At 66.8% G+C, this 16,394-nt stretch carries 18 protein-coding genes; 10 read left to right on the plus strand and 8 right to left on the minus strand.

Features of this window, described 5'->3' with window-relative positions; all coding sequences use genetic code 11:
• The first annotated feature begins 216 nt into the window (after window positions 1-216).
• The 4 genes from DAT37_RS09985 to DAT37_RS10000 all read left to right on the plus strand — a co-directional run bounded on the left by DAT37_RS09985 (window position 217) and on the right by DAT37_RS10000 (window position 4,891).
• Complete coding sequence (locus DAT37_RS09985; RefSeq protein WP_109524395.1) at window positions 217-1,158, plus strand: TauD/TfdA dioxygenase family protein; 942 nt, start codon at window positions 217-219, stop codon at window positions 1,156-1,158.
• Between the two features lie 242 nt (window positions 1,159-1,400).
• A complete protein-coding gene (locus tag DAT37_RS09990) occupies window positions 1,401-2,333 on the plus strand; it encodes a family 2A encapsulin nanocompartment shell protein (protein ID WP_109524396.1) in 933 nt (310 codons plus the stop codon).
• Window positions 2,305-4,293 carry a family 2A encapsulin nanocompartment cargo protein cysteine desulfurase gene (locus tag DAT37_RS09995; RefSeq protein WP_109524397.1) on the plus strand — a complete coding sequence of 663 codons (1,989 nt, stop codon included), beginning with the start codon at window positions 2,305-2,307 and terminating at the stop codon, window positions 4,291-4,293. Before DAT37_RS09990 ends, DAT37_RS09995 begins: the two co-directional genes overlap by 29 nt.
• Window positions 4,294-4,504: 211 nt before the next feature.
• On the plus strand, window positions 4,505-4,891 hold the full coding sequence (locus tag DAT37_RS10000) for a nitroreductase/quinone reductase family protein (protein WP_232839622.1): 387 nt from the start codon (window positions 4,505-4,507) through the stop codon (window positions 4,889-4,891).
• Between the two features lie 48 nt (window positions 4,892-4,939).
• Here DAT37_RS10000 and DAT37_RS10005 read toward each other — a convergent pair whose 3' ends face one another.
• The gene (locus DAT37_RS10005) at window positions 4,940-5,746 is read right to left on the minus strand and encodes an SDR family NAD(P)-dependent oxidoreductase (RefSeq protein WP_109524398.1); all 807 of its coding nucleotides are present in this window, start codon (window positions 5,744-5,746) and stop codon (window positions 4,940-4,942) included.
• Window positions 5,747-5,857: 111 nt separating this feature from the next.
• On the opposite strand from DAT37_RS10005, the gene DAT37_RS10010 reads away from it, so the two are divergent.
• The gene (locus DAT37_RS10010; protein ID WP_109524399.1) at window positions 5,858-6,520 is read left to right on the plus strand and encodes a TetR/AcrR family transcriptional regulator; all 663 of its coding nucleotides are present in this window, start codon (window positions 5,858-5,860) and stop codon (window positions 6,518-6,520) included.
• Window positions 6,471-7,694 (plus strand): oxygenase MpaB family protein, encoded by a 1,224-nt coding sequence (locus DAT37_RS10015; RefSeq protein WP_109524400.1) that lies wholly within the window; start codon window positions 6,471-6,473, stop codon window positions 7,692-7,694. The genes DAT37_RS10010 and DAT37_RS10015 overlap by 50 nt, the downstream gene beginning before the upstream one ends.
• Window positions 7,695-7,795: 101 nt before the next feature.
• Here DAT37_RS10015 and DAT37_RS10020 read toward each other — a convergent pair whose 3' ends face one another.
• Window positions 7,796-8,656: a helix-turn-helix domain-containing protein gene (locus DAT37_RS10020; protein ID WP_109524535.1), complete on the minus strand. Its 861-nt coding sequence runs from the start codon at window positions 8,654-8,656 to the stop codon at window positions 7,796-7,798.
• A gap of 151 nt (window positions 8,657-8,807) precedes the next feature.
• Between DAT37_RS10020 and DAT37_RS10025 the strand changes: the two genes are divergently transcribed.
• The 3 genes from DAT37_RS10025 to DAT37_RS10035 are packed head-to-tail and all read left to right on the plus strand — an operon-like array spanning window position 8,808 to window position 11,841.
• Window positions 8,808-10,031: an acyl-CoA dehydrogenase family protein gene (locus DAT37_RS10025; protein WP_109524536.1), complete on the plus strand. Its 1,224-nt coding sequence runs from the start codon at window positions 8,808-8,810 to the stop codon at window positions 10,029-10,031.
• Window positions 10,032-10,042: 11 nt separating this feature from the next.
• On the plus strand, window positions 10,043-11,077 hold the full coding sequence (locus tag DAT37_RS10030) for a phosphotransferase family protein (protein WP_109524401.1): 1,035 nt from the start codon (window positions 10,043-10,045) through the stop codon (window positions 11,075-11,077).
• Window positions 11,074-11,841, plus strand: a complete 768-nt coding sequence (locus DAT37_RS10035; RefSeq protein WP_109524402.1) for an SDR family NAD(P)-dependent oxidoreductase — start codon at window positions 11,074-11,076, stop codon at window positions 11,839-11,841. Before DAT37_RS10030 ends, DAT37_RS10035 begins: the two co-directional genes overlap by 4 nt.
• Window positions 11,842-11,913: 72 nt before the next feature.
• Here the strand turns inward: DAT37_RS10035 and DAT37_RS10040 are convergent, their stop codons facing one another.
• Window positions 11,914-12,117 carry an EF-hand domain-containing protein gene (locus DAT37_RS10040; protein WP_109524403.1) on the minus strand — a complete coding sequence of 68 codons (204 nt, stop codon included), beginning with the start codon at window positions 12,115-12,117 and terminating at the stop codon, window positions 11,914-11,916.
• Between the two features lie 291 nt (window positions 12,118-12,408).
• Between DAT37_RS10040 and DAT37_RS10045 the strand changes: the two genes are divergently transcribed.
• Window positions 12,409-12,954 (plus strand): PaaI family thioesterase, encoded by a 546-nt coding sequence (locus DAT37_RS10045; RefSeq protein ID WP_232839623.1) that lies wholly within the window; start codon window positions 12,409-12,411, stop codon window positions 12,952-12,954.
• A 53-nt stretch (window positions 12,955-13,007) separates the two neighbouring features.
• Here the strand turns inward: DAT37_RS10045 and DAT37_RS10050 are convergent, their stop codons facing one another.
• From DAT37_RS10050 to DAT37_RS10070, 5 genes are read right to left on the minus strand one after another with little or no spacing between them, the layout of a single operon-like run.
• Window positions 13,008-13,850 (minus strand): acyl-ACP desaturase, encoded by an 843-nt coding sequence (locus DAT37_RS10050; protein WP_109524404.1) that lies wholly within the window; start codon window positions 13,848-13,850, stop codon window positions 13,008-13,010.
• A gap of 18 nt (window positions 13,851-13,868) precedes the next feature.
• The gene (locus DAT37_RS10055; protein ID WP_109524405.1) at window positions 13,869-14,741 is read right to left on the minus strand and encodes an SAM-dependent methyltransferase; all 873 of its coding nucleotides are present in this window, start codon (window positions 14,739-14,741) and stop codon (window positions 13,869-13,871) included.
• Entirely contained in the window at window positions 14,738-15,001 is a 264-nt protein-coding gene (locus tag DAT37_RS10060; protein WP_109524406.1) for an acyl carrier protein, read from the minus strand. The genes DAT37_RS10055 and DAT37_RS10060 overlap by 4 nt, the downstream gene beginning before the upstream one ends.
• Window positions 14,998-15,549: a PaaI family thioesterase gene (locus tag DAT37_RS10065; protein ID WP_109524407.1), complete on the minus strand. Its 552-nt coding sequence runs from the start codon at window positions 15,547-15,549 to the stop codon at window positions 14,998-15,000. Before DAT37_RS10065 ends, DAT37_RS10060 begins: the two co-directional genes overlap by 4 nt.
• A 14-nt stretch (window positions 15,550-15,563) precedes the next feature.
• Complete coding sequence (locus tag DAT37_RS10070; RefSeq protein ID WP_109524408.1) at window positions 15,564-16,352, minus strand: ferritin-like domain-containing protein; 789 nt, start codon at window positions 16,350-16,352, stop codon at window positions 15,564-15,566.
• Window positions 16,353-16,394 lie beyond the last annotated feature (42 nt).

Below are 16,394 nucleotides of genomic sequence, written 5' to 3' on the forward strand. Positions count from 1 at the left end.
TTCGAACACACACGCCAGGACAACAGTGCGCGAAATTCGTTGCCTAGGGCAATGAACTGGATCAGGATGATCGAAAATTCTGCTCGGAAACACCGTCAAGGGAAACTTCAAGAATGGTGTAGACAATCTTGCCGATCGCAACCCGTCAGGGATTTCGCCGTCCGTCCTAGCCTGGTCAGGACATGTTCTCCCCGAGCGAATCAGGTGGTGGGTCCGATGACAATCGCGGCGACAGAACAGATTTCGACGGAATCGACGATCACGGTCGCGCCGCAGTCCGGGTATACCGGCGCTGAGATATCCGGTGTCGACCTTTCCGAGGAACTTTCCGATCAGGTGATCGCGGAAATTCGGCAGGCATTGTTGAAGTGGAAGGTGGTGTTCTTCCGGGATCAGACGATCGGGCACGCGGAACAGATCGCCTTCGCCCGCCGGTTCGGAAAGGTCACTCCGGCCCATCCGTACGAGGAGAACCCGCCGGAGGGTTTCCCGGAGATCCTGCCGATCGACAGCCGTCGCTACGGCACGCAGTACGGGCGCAAGCGGACCTCCTACGACAGCAGTTGGCATACCGACGTCACCGCGCTGATCAATCCGCCCGCCTTCTCCATCCTGCGCGCCGACATCCTGCCCCCGTACGGCGGCGACACCGCGTGGACGAATCTGGTGGCCGCCTACGAGAATCTGCCCGCCGAGGTGCGCGCCTTCGCCGACGTCCTCGACGCCGAGCACACCTTCGAGAACCGGGCGACCCAGGGCAGTGCGCGGGCGGCGGTGATCGACGGCAAGCCGTTGCGCACCTTCCATCCGGTGGTGCGCGTGCATCCGGAGACGGGGGAGCGGGCGCTGTTCGTCAGCCCCGGTTTCACCCGCAAGACGAAGACGGTGCGCAATCTCGGCCCTCGCCTGAGCTCCCACCTGCTCGACGCGCTGTGGGAGGAAGCCACTCGCACCGAGTACACGGTGCGCTTCCGCTGGGCGCCGGGCAGCGTCGCGTTCTGGGACAACCGTGCCACCGCGCATCTCGCCATTCCCGACGCGGGCCACCTCGGCTACGACCGGGTGCTCTACCGGGTGACCATCGAGGGCGATGTCCCCCGGGGTGTGGACGGGCGGCTCTCCGAATCGCTCGAGGGCGAGGCCTTCCTCGGCGCCTGACCGCCACGCTCGGCGAAGAATACTGAACGGCAGGGGGATTCGGGCACGCCATCGATACGCGGCCACCGGCATCGCCGGTGGCCGCTCGGCGTGTCCGGGGCGCCACCGACTCGGCGTGTCCAGTTGGAGTGACTCTCGCGACACGACGCGTCGGAGATCGGATCCAGCGCGACAACCGGGGTCTGCGGCGCTAGCATTGGCCCAGCCGATAACGGTGGATTTGCCGAGCCGAGGTGGTTCGAATGACAAGTGCAAGGCCGCAACCGGTTGCCCTCAGCGACGACGCCGCGAGGACACTGGCCAATGCGACGAAATCCGTTCCCCAGATGGAGTCGATCAGCCCCCGCTGGCTCGTTCATCTGCTGAACTGGGTTCCGGTGGAAGCGGGTATCTTCCGGCGCAACCGGGTCACCCACGAGAACACCGTCGATATCCAATGCGACAATTTCGATGAGTCCCCCCTGCCGGACACCTTCGTCGATTACGACCGTGAACCCAGGGAGTACCGCCTCAAGGCGGTGCACACCATCATGGATGTGCACACTCGCGTCTCCGATCTGTACTCGAGCCCGCACGATCAGATCGCCCAGCAGCTGCGGCTCACGATCGAGGCGATCAAGGAGCATCAGGAAGGCGAATTGATCAACAGTCCGGACTACGGACTGATCGCCAATACCGCGGAGAAACAGCGGATCTCCACGCTCGGTGGACCGCCGACCCCGGACGATCTGGATAATCTCATCGCCCGCGTGTGGAAGGAGCCCGCGTTCTTCCTCACCCACCCGCAGGGAATCGCGGCCTTCGGCAGAGAATGCACCCGGCGCGGGGTTCCGCCGCCGACGGTGAGTCTGTTCGGGTCCCAATTCATCACCTGGCGCGGCATTCCCATCATTCCGTCGGACAAGGTTCCGGTCGAAGGCGGGAAGACGAAATTCCTGCTGATCCGTACCGGTGAGTCCAGGCAGGGCGTGATCGGTCTCTACCAGCCGGGCCTTTCCGGCGAGCAGGGCCTCGGTCTCTCGGTGAAATTCATGGGAATAGATCGCAGCGCGATCGCCTCGTATCTGGTGTCGCTGTACTGCTCGCTCGCGGTACTCACCGACGACGCGGTGGCCGTGCTCGAGGGAGCCGAGGTGGACAAGTTCCATGACTACGCCCCGACCTACCGCAGCTGATCAGTCGGGCGCGTCGGAGCAGGCCGAATACGCCGCTGCGCCGGGTCCGCTGTTACCGGACGAATCGACCCTGAATCGGCTGGCCGCGCAGATCTTCGCGGCCATGCCGTCCGCGTCGCCGGGTGTGACGGCACTCGCCGCCACACCCACGGCTCCGGCGCCCCGAGCGGGTACGTCGCCGTCCGCGACTCCGGTCGGCGGGGCCGCCGCGCCCCCGGGCGGGGCGACACCGGAGCCGACCGTGCCCGGCTGGGAGATCGACCCGGCCGGGCCGCCCGCGCGGACGGCACCGGTGTACACCTCCCCGGCGACCGCCGTCCCGTCCGCTGCCGTGAATGGCATGCGCGAGCCGAGTTCTTCGGTACCGCAATCACTTTCGTCACCGCGTGGTCATTCGGGAACACCCGCCACCGGCATCCCCGCCGCCGGTGCGGCCGTGCCCGCGCCGACATACGCGACCGCGGCGACCGTCGCGCCGGAATCCGCGGCCCCGACCGTCGCGGATCCGTCGACCGGTGTGATCGGTTCCTACGCCGAATACTTCACGCCGCCGCTGCCCGCGTTCACCGAACTGCTCCCACCGACCCGGGCGCTGGATTCGGCGGGGTCGGTGCCGATCGCGGGTGCGCCCGCTTTCTATTTCCTCGACCGGCCGACAGAACAGGCCAAAGCCCCCGCGCCGTCGTCGCCGTTCTACTTCCTGGAATCGAACGCGGGCCGAATCGCGCCCGACCCGCGTCCGCCGTTCGACGTGTACGCCGTCCGCAACGATTTCCCGATTCTGCGGGAGCGGGTCAACGGTCATCCGCTCGTGTGGTTCGACAATGCGGCGACCACGCAGAAGCCGCGCGCGGTCATCGACCGTCTCGCGTATTTCTACGAGCACGAGAATTCGAATATCCACCGGGCCGCGCATGAGTTGGCGGCGCGTTCCACCGATGCCTACGAGAACGCACGCGATATCGTCGCGCGTTTTCTCGGTGCGTCGTCCTCGGAGGAGATCATCTTCGTCCGAGGCGCCACCGAGGGGATCAACCTGATCGCACAGACCTGGGGTCGCGCCAATATTCGCGAAGGCGACGAGATCGTCATCTCACATCTCGAGCATCACGCGAATATCGTGCCGTGGCAGATGCTCGCGGCGGAGACCGGCGCGGTACTGAAGGTGATCCCGGTCGACGAGAACGGGGATCTGCTTCTCGACGAATACACCCGTCTGCTGTCCGACCGCACGAAACTCGTTTCGGTCGCCCACGTGTCGAACGCGCTCGGTACGGTGACCCCGGTACGCGCCATCGTGGACCAGGCCCACCGTGCCGGAGCGATCGCGGTGATCGACGGCGCTCAATCGGTGCCGCACACGCGTGTCGACCTGCGTTCGCTGAACGCCGACTATTTCGTGTTCTCCGGGCACAAGTTGTACGGGCCGACGGGTATCGGCGTGGTCTACGGGAAATCCGAAGTGCTGCAAGATGTTCCGCCCTGGCAGGGGGGTGGCAACATGATCAGCGACGTGACACTGGAACGCGCGTTGTTCCAGCCGCCGCCGGGACGTTTCGAGGCGGGCACCGGCAATATCGCCGATGCCGTCGGTCTCGGCAGCGCGATCGAATACGTGGAACGTATCGGCATGGAGAATATCGCCCGCTACGAGCACGATCTCCTCGAATACGCGACACCGCTGCTCGCGGCCGTTCCGGGTGTGCGGTTGGTCGGCACCGCACGGGAGAAGGCCAGCGTCCTGTCATTCGTGATGGCGGGATTCGAGCCGCTCGAAGTCGGAAAGGCATTGAACGAGAAGGGGATAGCGGTGCGCGCCGGGCACCACTGCGCGCAGCCGATCCTGCGCCGCTACGGTCTGGAGGCAACGGTGCGTCCCTCCTTCGCCTTCTACAACACCTGCGAGGAGATCGACCGGATGATCGCGACCCTCATCCAACTCGCTCGTTCTCGGCGGTAGAAACCTGCGATAGCTGAAAGGTAGCGAAGGGCCCGTTCTCGCCTCGTATCGAAGCGAGAACGGGCTCTTTCGTTGTCCGACTCGAGTCGGGCTGTCGCGGTCGCCCCGAGGTGTCCTCGGGCCGCCGCCGCAAGTCGTCCGCAAGTCGACCTTCAGTGGCATCGGGAGGCTGGTGACAGGTATCCACCGATAGCCGAGAGAGAGTCGAATCATGGTGACCGATCGCCAGCTCAGAACCATCAATGCCATTCACCGCGGCGTGATGACGCTCAGCCGGGGCACCCTCGGCACGGTCTTCAAAGGTATGCCCACGATCGCGCTCACCACGATCGGCCGTCGATCCGGGCGATCGCATACCGTCATCCTCACCGCGCCGATCCTCGACGGGGACACGATCGTCATCGTGGCCTCCCGCGGTGGCGCACCGACCGACCCCGCGTGGCTGCACAACCTGCGTGCGAATCCCGCCGTCGAGGTCTCGGTCAAGCGCGGCCCCGTTCGGCCGATGATCGCGCGCGAGCTGCCGTCGGAGGAACGCGACGAACTCTGGCGCGAGATCGTCGCCGTCCAGCCGGGGTACGCCGCTATCAGTCGATGACCACTCGGACCATTCCGATCGTGGTGTTGACCGCCGCCGCATGACGGTTCAGACCGCTTTGTTCGAACCGGCGTCCACCAGGACGTCGGTCCCGGTGGTACTGGCCGAACGCGGTGAGCACAGCAGCACGATCGCGTCGGCGACCTCCTGTGGCGCGATGAGCCGACCGGTCGTCAACCGCATCATCCGCGCCGCGCCGCCGCCGAGGACGTCGGCGCGATCGGTGCCCGTCGCCGCCGCGATGACATCGGCGGCGCCGCCGTCCTCGGTCCACCAGGGTGTGACGACCGGCCCGGGCGAGACGGTGTTCACCCGGATGCCCCGCGGCCCGAATTCCTCCGAGAGGGCCTTGGTGAGATTGCGGACACCCGCTTTCGCCACCCCGTAGTCGACATTCGTGCCACTGGGCACGTGGGCCATGGTCGAGGAGATGTTGACGATCGCGCCCCCGCCTCGTGCCAGCAGGCGCGGGATCGCGGCACCCACCGCCCGCACCGTCGTCATGAGATTGAAGTCCAGCATCGCCTGCCAGTCGGCGTCGTCGAGGTCGTGGAAGGAGAACCGCGGCAGAACCGCCCCCTTCGGCGGGCCACCGGCGTTGTTGACGAGGATGTCGAGTCCGCCGAACAGCTGTTCGGCCCGCTCGACGGCCCATGCGGGACCGTCCGGGGTGGACAGATCGACGGCGACGTGAGCGAACCGATCACCGGCGAGTTCGTCGAGTTCGGGGGTCGAACGCCGCGACGCGGCGACGACGAGTGCCCCTTCGGCGTGAAGGGTGCGCGCGGTGGCGAGCCCGATTCCCTTCGACCCGCCGGTGACCACCGCGACCTTGTTCTGCAACTGAAGATCCATGAGCAGAAGTCTCGTTCGGCGCCGGACGGTGCGCTGGCGGCTTCCGGTCGCGGCGTTGGGGCCCGGGGGTGAGACATTGACATAATGCAACATGATTTCTATCTTCGTTACATGAGGGATGGATTCGACGATGTGGACGAGGCGATCATGGACGCCGCGCTCGAACGCATCGTGCAGGTCGGAATCCGGCGTGCCAGCCTCGAGGACATCGCCCGTCGAGCGGGTATCAGCAGGGTCACCGTGCACCGCCGGTTCGCGGGTAAGGACAACCTCGTGGAAGCGGTCCTGGCCCGCGAGACCCGGCGGATGCTCGCCGAGGTCACCGGGATCGCGGCGACGGCCTCCGGCGTCGACGCGCAGATCGAGGAGACGATGCTGCATGTCCTGGTGCAGACCAGAATCCACCGGCTGATCACCGAATTGCTTCGCGTCGCCCCCGATGAAGTGCTCGGTTTCTACACCGTCCAGGGCGAACGCCTGGTGGCGATCGGGATCGACTACATCGTCGGGATGCTCACCCAGGCGCAGGCCGCGGGTCTCGTCGCCCGATACGACCCCCGACCCGTCGCCGAACTCGTTGCCCGCCTGGCACATTCGCTGATGCTCACGCCGGGCGGCGGCAACGTCGACTTCGCCGATCCGGACAAGGCCCGCGCTTTCGTCCGCACCGCCATCGTGCCGTTGATGAAACACGGCATCGCCACACCATCTGAGGAAGTCAAGGATGACCACTTCGCCGAATCTGCCTACTCGACACCCCGATCAGCCCCGTAGGCCGCCCGGTCTCGGACCGATCGCCCTGCTGCTCGGCATCGGTGAGCCCTCGCCGGACCGGTGGCGTCGACTCGGCGAATCCCTCGTCGTCGGCGACGAACCGATGGATCGGCTTGTCGACTGGATGTACGCCGAGGGCATGGCGACCACCCGCCCCCTGTTCGAACAGGCGCTGCGTGCGGGAATCGACAGCGTCCCCGACGCGCCGCGACCCCTGCGCGCGTTCTTCTCCATGGTCGAGACGACGCCCGACTGGGTCGATCCCGAACTGCTGCGCCGTGGCGAGCGGGTCTTCCGTTCCGGCGGTTCCGACGGTCTCTATTTCGCGCGCGACGTGTCCTTCCTCGGTGGATATCTCGCCTCGGGTTTCAACAAGACGCTGATCCGCACCGGTGCGCTGGAGAAGGGCCCGGCCCGGCGGTTCGCCGAAACCCTGCAATGGGCCATGGATGTGTCCACCGAGAACGGTATGGACCTGTTCGGTCAGGGCTACCGCTCCACGCTGCACGTGCGTTTCATCCACTCGATGGTCCGCCGCCACGTCGCCGCCATGCCGGATTGGCGCGGGGACGATTGGGGCCTGCCCATCAATCAGACCGATATGGCGGCCACGCTCGTCGGCGCGCTGCTCGCCCCCTTCGTCGGAGGCATGGTGCTCGGCATCGTCCCGTCGCGGGCCGACACGGTCGCCGCCGCCCACCTGACCCGCTACGTGGGCTGGCTGATCGGCGTCGAAGAGCAGTGGCTGCCAACGGGTTTCCGCGACGGCGTGGAGATCCTGTACCACTGCCTGGCCGCCATCACCAACCCCGACGAGACCAGCCGCCAGCTCGCCGTGCCGATGGCCGACGACCCGTTGCAGTGGTCCTATCCCAACCTGCCCGGCCTGCGCGGTCGCATCGCCCGCGCCCAGCATCTGTCGGTGACCACCGCGTTTCTCGGCCCGAAGGCGATGCGCACACTCGGCCTGCCCGCCTACGTTCCACCCTGGTACCCGGCGCTGCGCATCCCGGTCAACCTGGTGCGCAGCGCGTTCGTCCGCTTGTCACCCGGCGGCACCGACCGGGCCGCGATCCAGGGGCGACGCGAACAGGAAGCGTTCCTGCGCAGGCTGATCGGCGAGACGAAGGCCACCATCGGCGAATCCGCGCCGCCGCTGGAGAAGATCGCTTAGCCGCGCGATCCGATCCGACAGGGATGGGCGAGGGAGTACTCCCGCCGCCGACGTGCGCGCATCCGGGTGAGCGGTCGGTCGAGCGGGCCCGTGCCCATCGACTACCCGGGCGTCTTCCTGAGCAGATCGAGTGCGAATTCGGAGTATTCGCGCGCGATCTGCTCAGGCGTGGAGGGGCCGTCGATCCGGAACCACTGTGACAGCGAGGTGCACATGGTGGCGATCGCCCGCCCCGCGTCGCGCGGGTGTTCGGTCCGCAGGGTGCCCTCGGCGGCGGCCGCGGCGATCTCCTCGTCGAGCAGATACTGGATCTCGTTGCGGGAGTGCGTGATGCGACGTCGGTTCTCACCCTTGAGACTGCGCATCTCGCTCGCGCCGATGAAGGCGAGCGCCCGGCGGTGGGTGTGGTAGAGCGCCAGCGCCTCCACGATCAGCGCGACCCGTTCGACGCTCGTCGCACCGTCGGCGCGCGCGGCGGCGACCCGCCAGTGCAATTCGTCCATGGTGATGTCGAGGACACGGACGAGCAGTTCCTGTTTGTCGCGATAGCGGTGATAGACGCCGGGCACGCTCATTCGCGCGCGATGGGCCAGCGAGCGCATGGTCGCCCCGTGGTACCCGGTCTCGACGAACGATTCGATCGCCGCGTCGAGCACCGGATCGATCGACAGCGGCGGGAATTCACGCCAGTGCCGCGCGCCGTCCCGCCGCACCGCCGCCCGTACTCCGGCGTCGGATCCGCGACCGCGCGCGACGGGCTCGGCGCCGCCGACCAGGTCGCGTACATCCACGTGCAGGGCGTCGGCGAGTACCCGGAGTCGCTCGACGCTGACACCGGTCTTCCCGCTTTCGATCGCGCTGATGGTCGCGGTGCTCAGACCGAGCCTGCGCGCCAGTTCGCGCTGGGAAACCCCGGCCGCGCGCCGCGCGGAACGAATCGACTCGTGAGTATCGGACGCCATCGCCGGTTCTCCTCCGCTCTGTTCAGGATTACTGAACATTTTGACGTGCACAGCACGAACATGCCAGTGTATTGCCTCAAGAGGACCGAACGATCGTTCTAATCGATCGGTGGTCCGCTGCCCACCGCCGCCCACGCTGGAGGAGTTTCCGATGCCGATCGACCTGTCGTATTCACCGGAGACGACCGCGCTGGTCGAGAAGGTGCGGACCTTCGTCCGCGAGGTCGTGCTCCCGATCGAGGACCAGCACGTCGGCGATATCGCCGCCGCCGGTGGGGACGCGATACGGGTCGAACTGCACGCGCGGGCGCGGAAGGCGGGCGTCTTCGCCCCGCACGCGCCGGTCGAATACGGCGGACACGGTCTGAACATGTCCGATCGCGCACCGGTCTTCGAGGAGGCGGGTTATTCGCTGTTCGGTCCGACGGCGCTGAATATCGCGGCCCCGGACGAGGGCAATGTCCACATGCTGGCCCATATTGCCGACGCAACGCAGAAGCAGCAGTACCTGGAACCGCTGGCACGCGGTGAGGTCAGGTCCGCCTTCGCGATGACCGAACCCGCGCCCGGCGCGGGCTCGGATCCCTCCGCGCTGACGACACGAGCGGTACGCGCGGACGGCGGCTGGCGGATCTCGGGCCACAAATGGTTCATCACCGGAGCGGACGGCGCGGGATTCTTCATCATCTTCGCCCGTACCTCCGGCGAACCGGGGGATCGCGGTGGCGCCACCATGTTCCTCACCCCGGCCGACGCGCCCGGCCTCCGGGTCGGCAGGCATATTTCCACCCTGGACAAATCCATGCTCGGCGGCCACTGCGAGGTGTTCTTCGACGACCTGTTCGTCCCCGACGCCGGGGTGCTCGGCGAGGTGGACCGCGGCTTCGAATACGCGCAGGTGCGGCTCGGACCCGCCAGGATGACCCATGTGATGCGCTGGCTCGGCGCGGCCAGGCGCGGGCACGACATCGCCGTCGCCCACGTCGCGCGGCGGCAGGGATTCGGCGCGAAACTCGGGGATCTGGGCATGGTCCAGCAGATGGTGGCCGACAACGAGATCGACATCGCGGCGACCAGGGCGCTGCTGACCCGTGCGTGCTGGGAACTGGACGCCGGTGAGACGGCGGCGAATTCCACTTCCGTGGCGAAGACCTTCGCTGCCGAGGCGATCTTCCGGATCGTCGACCGCAGCGTCCAGATGTGCGGCGGACTCGGGGTTTCCGACGATCTGCCGCTGGCACGACTGTCGCGCGAGGTGCGGCCGTTCCGGGTATACGACGGACCGTCGGAAGTGCACAGGTGGGCGATCGCCAAACGGGTGATCGGCGCGGCCAAGCGCGCCGCGCGGGAGACCGAATCGAAGGAGACCCCGTGACTCTGCCGGGTATGGACGTCGCGGCTCTGCGTGACTACCTCGTCGGCGCCGGTATCGACGTCGCAGGCGAACTGCGGGTCGAACTGATCAGCGGCGGGCGCTCGAATCTGACCTTCAAGGCCTACGACGACCGCTCGACCTGGGTGGTGCGCCGTCCGCCGACGAGCGGACTCACCCCGTCCGCGCACGACATGGCGCGCGAGTACACCGTCACCAGTCGACTGGCAGGGACCTCCGTGCCGGTCGCGGCGGCGGTGGCCTTCGACGCCGACGGCGCCGCGCTGGGCGCGCCCATGACGGTCGTGGAATACGTCGAGGGCAGCGTGATCCGCGACCGCGCCGATCTGGCGACGCTCACCGACGCGCAGGTCGAGGCGAGCGCGGCCGCGCTCGTCGCCACCCTGGTCGATCTGCACGCCGTCGACTATCGGGCCGCGGGGCTGGAGAATTTCGGTCGCCCACACGAATTCGTCGCCCGCCAGGTCGCGCTGTGGGCCCGGCAATGGGATCGGGTGAAGACCCGAGACCTCCCGGATTTCGCGGCACTGCACGCGGCATTGTCCGAGGCGATTCCCGCGACGTCGGACGCGTCGATCATCCACGGCGATTTCCGGATCGACAATACGATTCTCGATTCGGAGTCGCCGGATATCGTGCGCGCCGTTGTCGACTGGGAGATGTCGACACTGGGTGACCCGCTGACCGATATCGCGCTGATGTGCGTCTATCGCACACCGGTATTCGATCTCGTCCTCGGCGCGGACGCGGCATGGACCAGCCCGCGCCTTCCGTCGCCGGAGGTTTTGGCGCAGCGATACGCCACCCTGTCCGGGCGTGATCTCGCGGACTGGAATTTCTATCTCGCCCTGGCCAATTTCAAACTCGGCGTCATCGGCGAGGGCATCACGCATCGCGCGTTGCACGGTTCGGACGCGGGCGGGGACGCCCGTCGCGCCGCCGAGGCGACGCCGGAATTCATGGCCGCCGGATTACGCGCGTTGCGAACCGTCTCGCGCACCGGACATCGTTCGACGGAGTCACTGTGAGCAACGTACTCGACCTGTTCCGCCTCGACGGCAAGGTCGCGATCGTCACCGGCGCGAGCTCGGGTCTGGGCGCGGGATTCGCCCTGGCGCTGGCCCAGGCGGGCGCGGATCTGGTACTGGCGGCCCGCAGGACCGAACAGTTGCAGACCGTCGCCACCCGGGTGCGCGAACTCGGCAGGCGCGCACTCGTCGTCGGCGCGGACGTATCCGATCCCGAACGGTGCCAGGCCATGGCCGAGGCGGCGATGACCGAGTACGGCCGCATCGACATCCTGATCAACAACGCCGGTATCGGAACGGCGGTCCCGGCCATGCGGGAGCAGCCCGACGAATTCCGCAAGGTCATCGACCTGAATCTCAACGGCGCGTATTGGGCGGCGCAGGCCTGCGGGCAGCGGATGACGCCGGGTTCGAGCATCGTCAATATCGCCAGCGTGCTCGGCCTGATCAAATCCTATGCGCCACAGGCGGCCTACGCCGCGAGCAAGGCCGGGCTCATCGGCCTGACCCGAGATCTCGCCCAGCAGTGGTCGGGCCGCCGAGGTATCCGGGTGAACGCCATCGCCCCCGGCTATTTCGCCAGCGAGATGACCGCCGCCGTGCCCGCCGACCAACTGCTGACCTTCGTGCGACAGACCAGCCCGCTGGGCAGGCTCGGCGAACAGCACGAACTCGACGCGGCCGTCGTCTTCCTGGCGAGTCCCGCGAGTTCCTACATCACCGGGACGACCCTCGCGGTGGACGGCGGCATGTCAGGGCACTGACACCGACGAGAAAGTCGGTCCCGGAACGATATCCGGGACCGACTCGCTCGCGGAGCCCGCGTTCGAACCGACTCAGATACGGTCGCGCGCGGCCTGGACCTCGTGCTTGACGATCATCCCGTCACCGTCGCTGTCGAGAGTGTCGAACATGGCGATGATGTCGTGCGGCTGACGTCCCTCGTTCTGGTAATGCGCGAAGAATTCGTCGCGGGTGACGTAGCCGTCGCCGTCTCGGTCCATGAGTGCGAAGGCGGCGAGAATGTCGCGATTGTCCATTCGGTGCTTCTCCCAACTTCTAGGCGAAGTGGTCGAATACCACTTCGCGACAGGTGGTCGAGCCGTAGTGGAAAACTGACGCGTCAAGGGTAGGCGCACAGGGGCGTGATCGGTGGCGAATTCTTCGATATTTCTGCACGCGGTGCGTCATGACATCGAATGCGTACCCGCGTGAGGCGGTATTTTCGGGCATTGTCACAGATCGCGAAACGCCGTTCGTGAGGCGTCGATCGCGAACGTCGATCGCGCCAATCGAATATCGCGCGGGACCGGCGTCCGGCCGGGGAATGGGTGAGCGTTGAGAAGCCGATGCGGATGCGCGGCGAATTCGGCACTTTGTACGGCAGGGAGGAAGATCTCATGACCAGCACCCAGACCAACGGCAGCGGACTCACCGGAACGGTCGCGTCGCGAGCCGGTGAACTGACCGAGGTGTTCGAGCGGGGCCTGCGGGAGAATCTGGGCGTCGGCGCGTCGCTCGGAATCCGGCAGGAGTACGTGGGCGACGGTCGTACCCGCTACTACCTCGACCCGAATCCGGCCACCATCAACGCGATGTTCACCGTGCACGGCGGCGTGCTCGCCACCCTGATGGACACCGCGATGGGCAGTGCGGTGTTCACCAGGCTCGCCGACGGCGTCGCGTACACGACGCTGGAACTGAAAGTGAATTTCATCCGGTCGGTCACGCTCGACGGCAGCAGGCTCACCTGCGATGCCGAGGTGGTGCACGTCGGGCGGCGCACCGCCACCGCCGAGGGCCGGATCACCGACGCGGGCGGGAAGCTGATCGCGCACGGTTCGACCACGATCCTGGTCCTTCAGCCGGGGAGCTGACCCGACGAGAAGGGGCCCGCGACACGATGTCGCGGGCCCCTTCCTTGTCGCGGTCAGGCCACGATCCGGCACTGGTCGATGAATCGCACCAGTTCGTCGACCCGATCGGTGCGCGCGTCGACCGCGCGGTCGATCACCTTGACCAAATGTTCGTAGGCCTCGGTGTGGTCGTATTCGGCCACGTCCGCGATCTTGAGCGCCCAGCGCCAATACCCGCGCATGGTGTCGGCGAGCGGCATCCGGAAATGCGCCACCACGTCGCGGATCGGTTCGACGACGGCGTCACCGTGCACGCGCAGATAGCGCCCGACCACATCGGCCATGAAACTGAAATGCCGTGACTCGTCGCGCGCGAGCCGCGACAGCACCGTCGCCAGCACCGGATCGCCCACCACGTCACGCAGCTGCTGGTAGTACATCTGCGTCGCCTTCTCCTGCACCAGCGCGTAGGCGAAGAACTGCACCGGATGCTCGTAGGGCAGGTCGAACGGGCGACGACCCTCCACCGCCAACGCGGTGCGAAGGGCGTCGCGCTCGGCCATCCCCGACGCCTGCTGGTAGCGCGTCAGCGCGCGGGCATGAGTGTCCTCTTCCAGGGCCCAGCGGACCGTGAAGTGGTACAGCTCGCGATTGTGGACGAAGGTCGGCGCGTCGACGGTGTCGTCGACCGGGAAATACCGGTGGTACACCTCGAAATAGCCGGGCAGGTGATCCTCGATGAGCGTGATGAACTCGACCGCCGAGCGTTGCCCCTCGCTGAGCAGACCCGCGTCGGCACGGCTCCAGTCGACGGCGGTCTCCACATCCCAGCCACGGGCGGCGGGGGAGGCGGCGAGGAACCCGTCGACGGCCTCGGCGATATCGCCGACGGGGATCAATCCGGACTCGATGTCCATGGTCGTCGTCCTCCGGTGTCAGCGGCCGTTGCGGCACACCAGCGCGTAATGCTTGGTGGTGTACCCCCAGCCCGCGTTGGCGATCTCCAGGTAGTGCCGCAGCCGCTGGGCCATGCCCGCCCCGTGCGTGTCGATCGTGGCCGCGTTCGCCTCGACGTTGGCGATCCAGTCCTCGATGGTGCGGTGGTAGTCCTCGGTCAGATCGTCCACCGAGATGATCGACAAGCCCGCGTTCTCCGCGGCGGTGACCAGATCCGACAGCGGTCGCAGATCGCCCCAGCCGAAGATGTCCTCGCGGACGAAATCGGTACCGGCTCTGTCGTCGAAACGGGCCCGGATCGCGGCATTGCGGAAGCAGCTCTCCGAGACGTAGAGCCTGCCGTCGCGGCGCAGCACGGCACGCGCGCGCCGGAACACCTCGTCCAGGTCGGGCATGTGCACGATCGAACCGAGCATGGTCACCGCGTCGAAACCGCGCGCGGGCAGGTCGAGACGTTCGAAGTGGCCGACCCTGGTGCGGACCAGATCCGCGACACCGCGGGCGGCGGCCTGTTCGGCGATGTATCCGTGCTGGCGCGGCGCCGGGCTGACCCCGAGTGTCTCGCACCGCAGTTCGGCCGCCATGTACAGGATCAGCGAACCCCAGCCGCAGCCGATGTCGAGCAGTCGTTCGCCGCCGCGCAGGCCGAGGCGGTCGGCGACGAAGCGCAACTTGTTGCGCTGGGCCTGTTCGAGGGTGTCGTGTTCGGACAGGTAGCGGCCCGCGCTGTACTTGCGCAGCGGATCGAGGAACTGGCCGAAGATATCCGGGTCGAGGTCGTAGTGCTGATTGGTATCGGCGATCGCGCCCGGCCCGCTGACGCTGTCCGCTGTGACGCTGTCGACGCTCACGCGGCGGCCTGGCGCAGTTCGCTGTCCACCACGGCGACGACATCGTCGAGTGTGGCCATGCCGAAAACGGCTTCGTCTTCGAGTTCGATGTCGTAGGCGCGCTCGATCTTGGCGACCATGCGCAGCACTCGCACCGAGTCGACGCCCGCCATCGCGCGCAGGTCGACATCGGGACGCAGGTCCGCCTCGGGGATACCGGTTTCGGCCACGGCGATGGCGGTGATGGTGCGCAGGATCTCGTCGGGGGTGTTCGCGGTCATGGCAGGGCTCCGTTCGTTGCGGGACGGTTGGTTGCGGGGCGGTCGTGCGATTCGGGGGCGAGAGCGTGTGCGAGCAGGGCGACCTCGTCGTCGTCGAGGGTGAGCTGATGGCGCACGTCGCGGAAGTCGAAGGGCTGGTAGGTGGCGGTCGATCCGGCGCACAGGGCTCCGGACGCGTCGAGGATCTCGGCGTTGCCCTGGATCAGGGCATCCGAGCGGCTACCGGAAAGACTTGCCACGCAGGTGTATTCGCGATCCACGAGCAGCGGTGTGACGAACCGGGTGCGCTGGGAGACGGTGAACGCGGGCGTGTGCCGTGCGAGCACGATCAGATTCCCCATCACCTCGTCGCAGATCACGCCGGTCAGTCCGCCGTGCACGACACCCGGGTAGGACTCGAAGGATCGGTCGAGTCGGAACCTGGCCTGTAACCCGTCGGGGTGTGCGGTGAAGACCAGACGCAGGCCGCCTTCGTTGTGCGGGGAACACCCGAAGCACCGGTAGTCGGGGATGACCGACCACGGCACGGCGATGGTTTCCTGATCCATGACGTCGATCCGGCTCAGACCAGCGCGTCCGCGAGCGCGCGGCGCACCCTGGCGTTACTCGACAGATCGAGGCCGGTCATATTCGCGAAGGTGCGGCGGACCTTGTCGTGCAACACATCCAGTTCGCCGACGGCTGCGACCTGTTCGAGGAACAGCTCGAATCCGGTATCGATGGTCTCGTGGTCGCCGAGTTCGGTGATCCCGGATTTGAAGGTGCTCACCGGATGTTTGATCTTGGCTTCGGAGCTGTAGACGTAGAGCGTTTCCAGCACGGAGGGCAGCTCTTCGGGGCGTCGCTTCAACCGCTCGGTGGCGTAGTGGATGAATTCGCGGGCATGGCCCGCTTCGTCGCGGCTGGCGTCGAGCAGCAGGTTCTTCAGCACCGGCTCGCGCACCCAGTTCGACACCGCGCGGTAGATGTGGTTGACCGTCAGCTCGGAGATGATGTTGGTGGCCAGGGTGGCGGAGGGGGTGGTGCCGGGGGCGTAGGGCTCGCGCATGGAATCGACGGCTTTCTCGTCGACGGCTTCGCCGACCGCGCCGAGCCACGACCGGAACGCGTAGTGGTGCTGTACTTCCTGGTATCCCCAGATCACGGCGAAGGTGGAGAAGTCGTAGTCGTCGACGAATTCGTTCATGAATCCGTGGACGGCGGCGATCACATTGGATTCGCCCATGGTAGCGCTCTTGGCCAGGGTGATGTACTCGGGGCGGACCAGACTGCGGTCGATCGCGTCGAGATCCAGGTCGGCGAGGCGCCAGTGCAGCCGCTCGTAATGGCGGAATACGTCGTAGCTGTGCATCGTGGCTCCAGATCGGTAGAGGCGGTGCGGAAGTGGCCGGAG

Source organism: Nocardia aurea (genome assembly GCF_003123685.1).
GTDB lineage: Bacteria > Actinomycetota > Actinomycetes > Mycobacteriales > Mycobacteriaceae > Nocardia > Nocardia aurea.

Excerpts from the sequence above, each read along its gene's own strand:
- DAT37_RS10025 (WP_109524536.1), top strand. The coding sequence starts at position 8,808 with ATGCCGATCGACCTGTCGTATTCACCGGAGACGACCGCGCTGGTCGAG.
- DAT37_RS10070 (WP_109524408.1), bottom strand. The coding sequence starts at position 16,352 with ATGCACAGCTACGACGTATTCCGCCATTACGAGCGGCTGCACTGGCGC.
- DAT37_RS10015 (WP_109524400.1), top strand. The coding sequence starts at position 6,471 with ATGACCACTTCGCCGAATCTGCCTACTCGACACCCCGATCAGCCCCGT.
- DAT37_RS10020 (WP_109524535.1), bottom strand. The coding sequence starts at position 8,656 with ATGGCGTCCGATACTCACGAGTCGATTCGTTCCGCGCGGCGCGCGGCC.
- DAT37_RS10005 (WP_109524398.1), bottom strand. The coding sequence starts at position 5,746 with ATGGATCTTCAGTTGCAGAACAAGGTCGCGGTGGTCACCGGCGGGTCG.
- DAT37_RS10000 (WP_232839622.1), top strand. The coding sequence starts at position 4,505 with ATGGTGACCGATCGCCAGCTCAGAACCATCAATGCCATTCACCGCGGC.
- DAT37_RS09990 (WP_109524396.1), top strand. The coding sequence starts at position 1,401 with ATGACAAGTGCAAGGCCGCAACCGGTTGCCCTCAGCGACGACGCCGCG.
- DAT37_RS10040 (WP_109524403.1), bottom strand. The coding sequence starts at position 12,117 with ATGGACAATCGCGACATTCTCGCCGCCTTCGCACTCATGGACCGAGAC.
- DAT37_RS10050 (WP_109524404.1), bottom strand. The coding sequence starts at position 13,850 with ATGGACATCGAGTCCGGATTGATCCCCGTCGGCGATATCGCCGAGGCC.
- DAT37_RS09995 (WP_109524397.1), top strand. The coding sequence starts at position 2,305 with ATGACTACGCCCCGACCTACCGCAGCTGATCAGTCGGGCGCGTCGGAG.
- DAT37_RS10065 (WP_109524407.1), bottom strand. The coding sequence starts at position 15,549 with ATGGATCAGGAAACCATCGCCGTGCCGTGGTCGGTCATCCCCGACTAC.
- DAT37_RS10060 (WP_109524406.1), bottom strand. The coding sequence starts at position 15,001 with ATGACCGCGAACACCCCCGACGAGATCCTGCGCACCATCACCGCCATC.
- DAT37_RS10010 (WP_109524399.1), top strand. The coding sequence starts at position 5,858 with ATGAGGGATGGATTCGACGATGTGGACGAGGCGATCATGGACGCCGCG.
- DAT37_RS09985 (WP_109524395.1), top strand. The coding sequence starts at position 217 with ATGACAATCGCGGCGACAGAACAGATTTCGACGGAATCGACGATCACG.
- DAT37_RS10030 (WP_109524401.1), top strand. The coding sequence starts at position 10,043 with ATGGACGTCGCGGCTCTGCGTGACTACCTCGTCGGCGCCGGTATCGAC.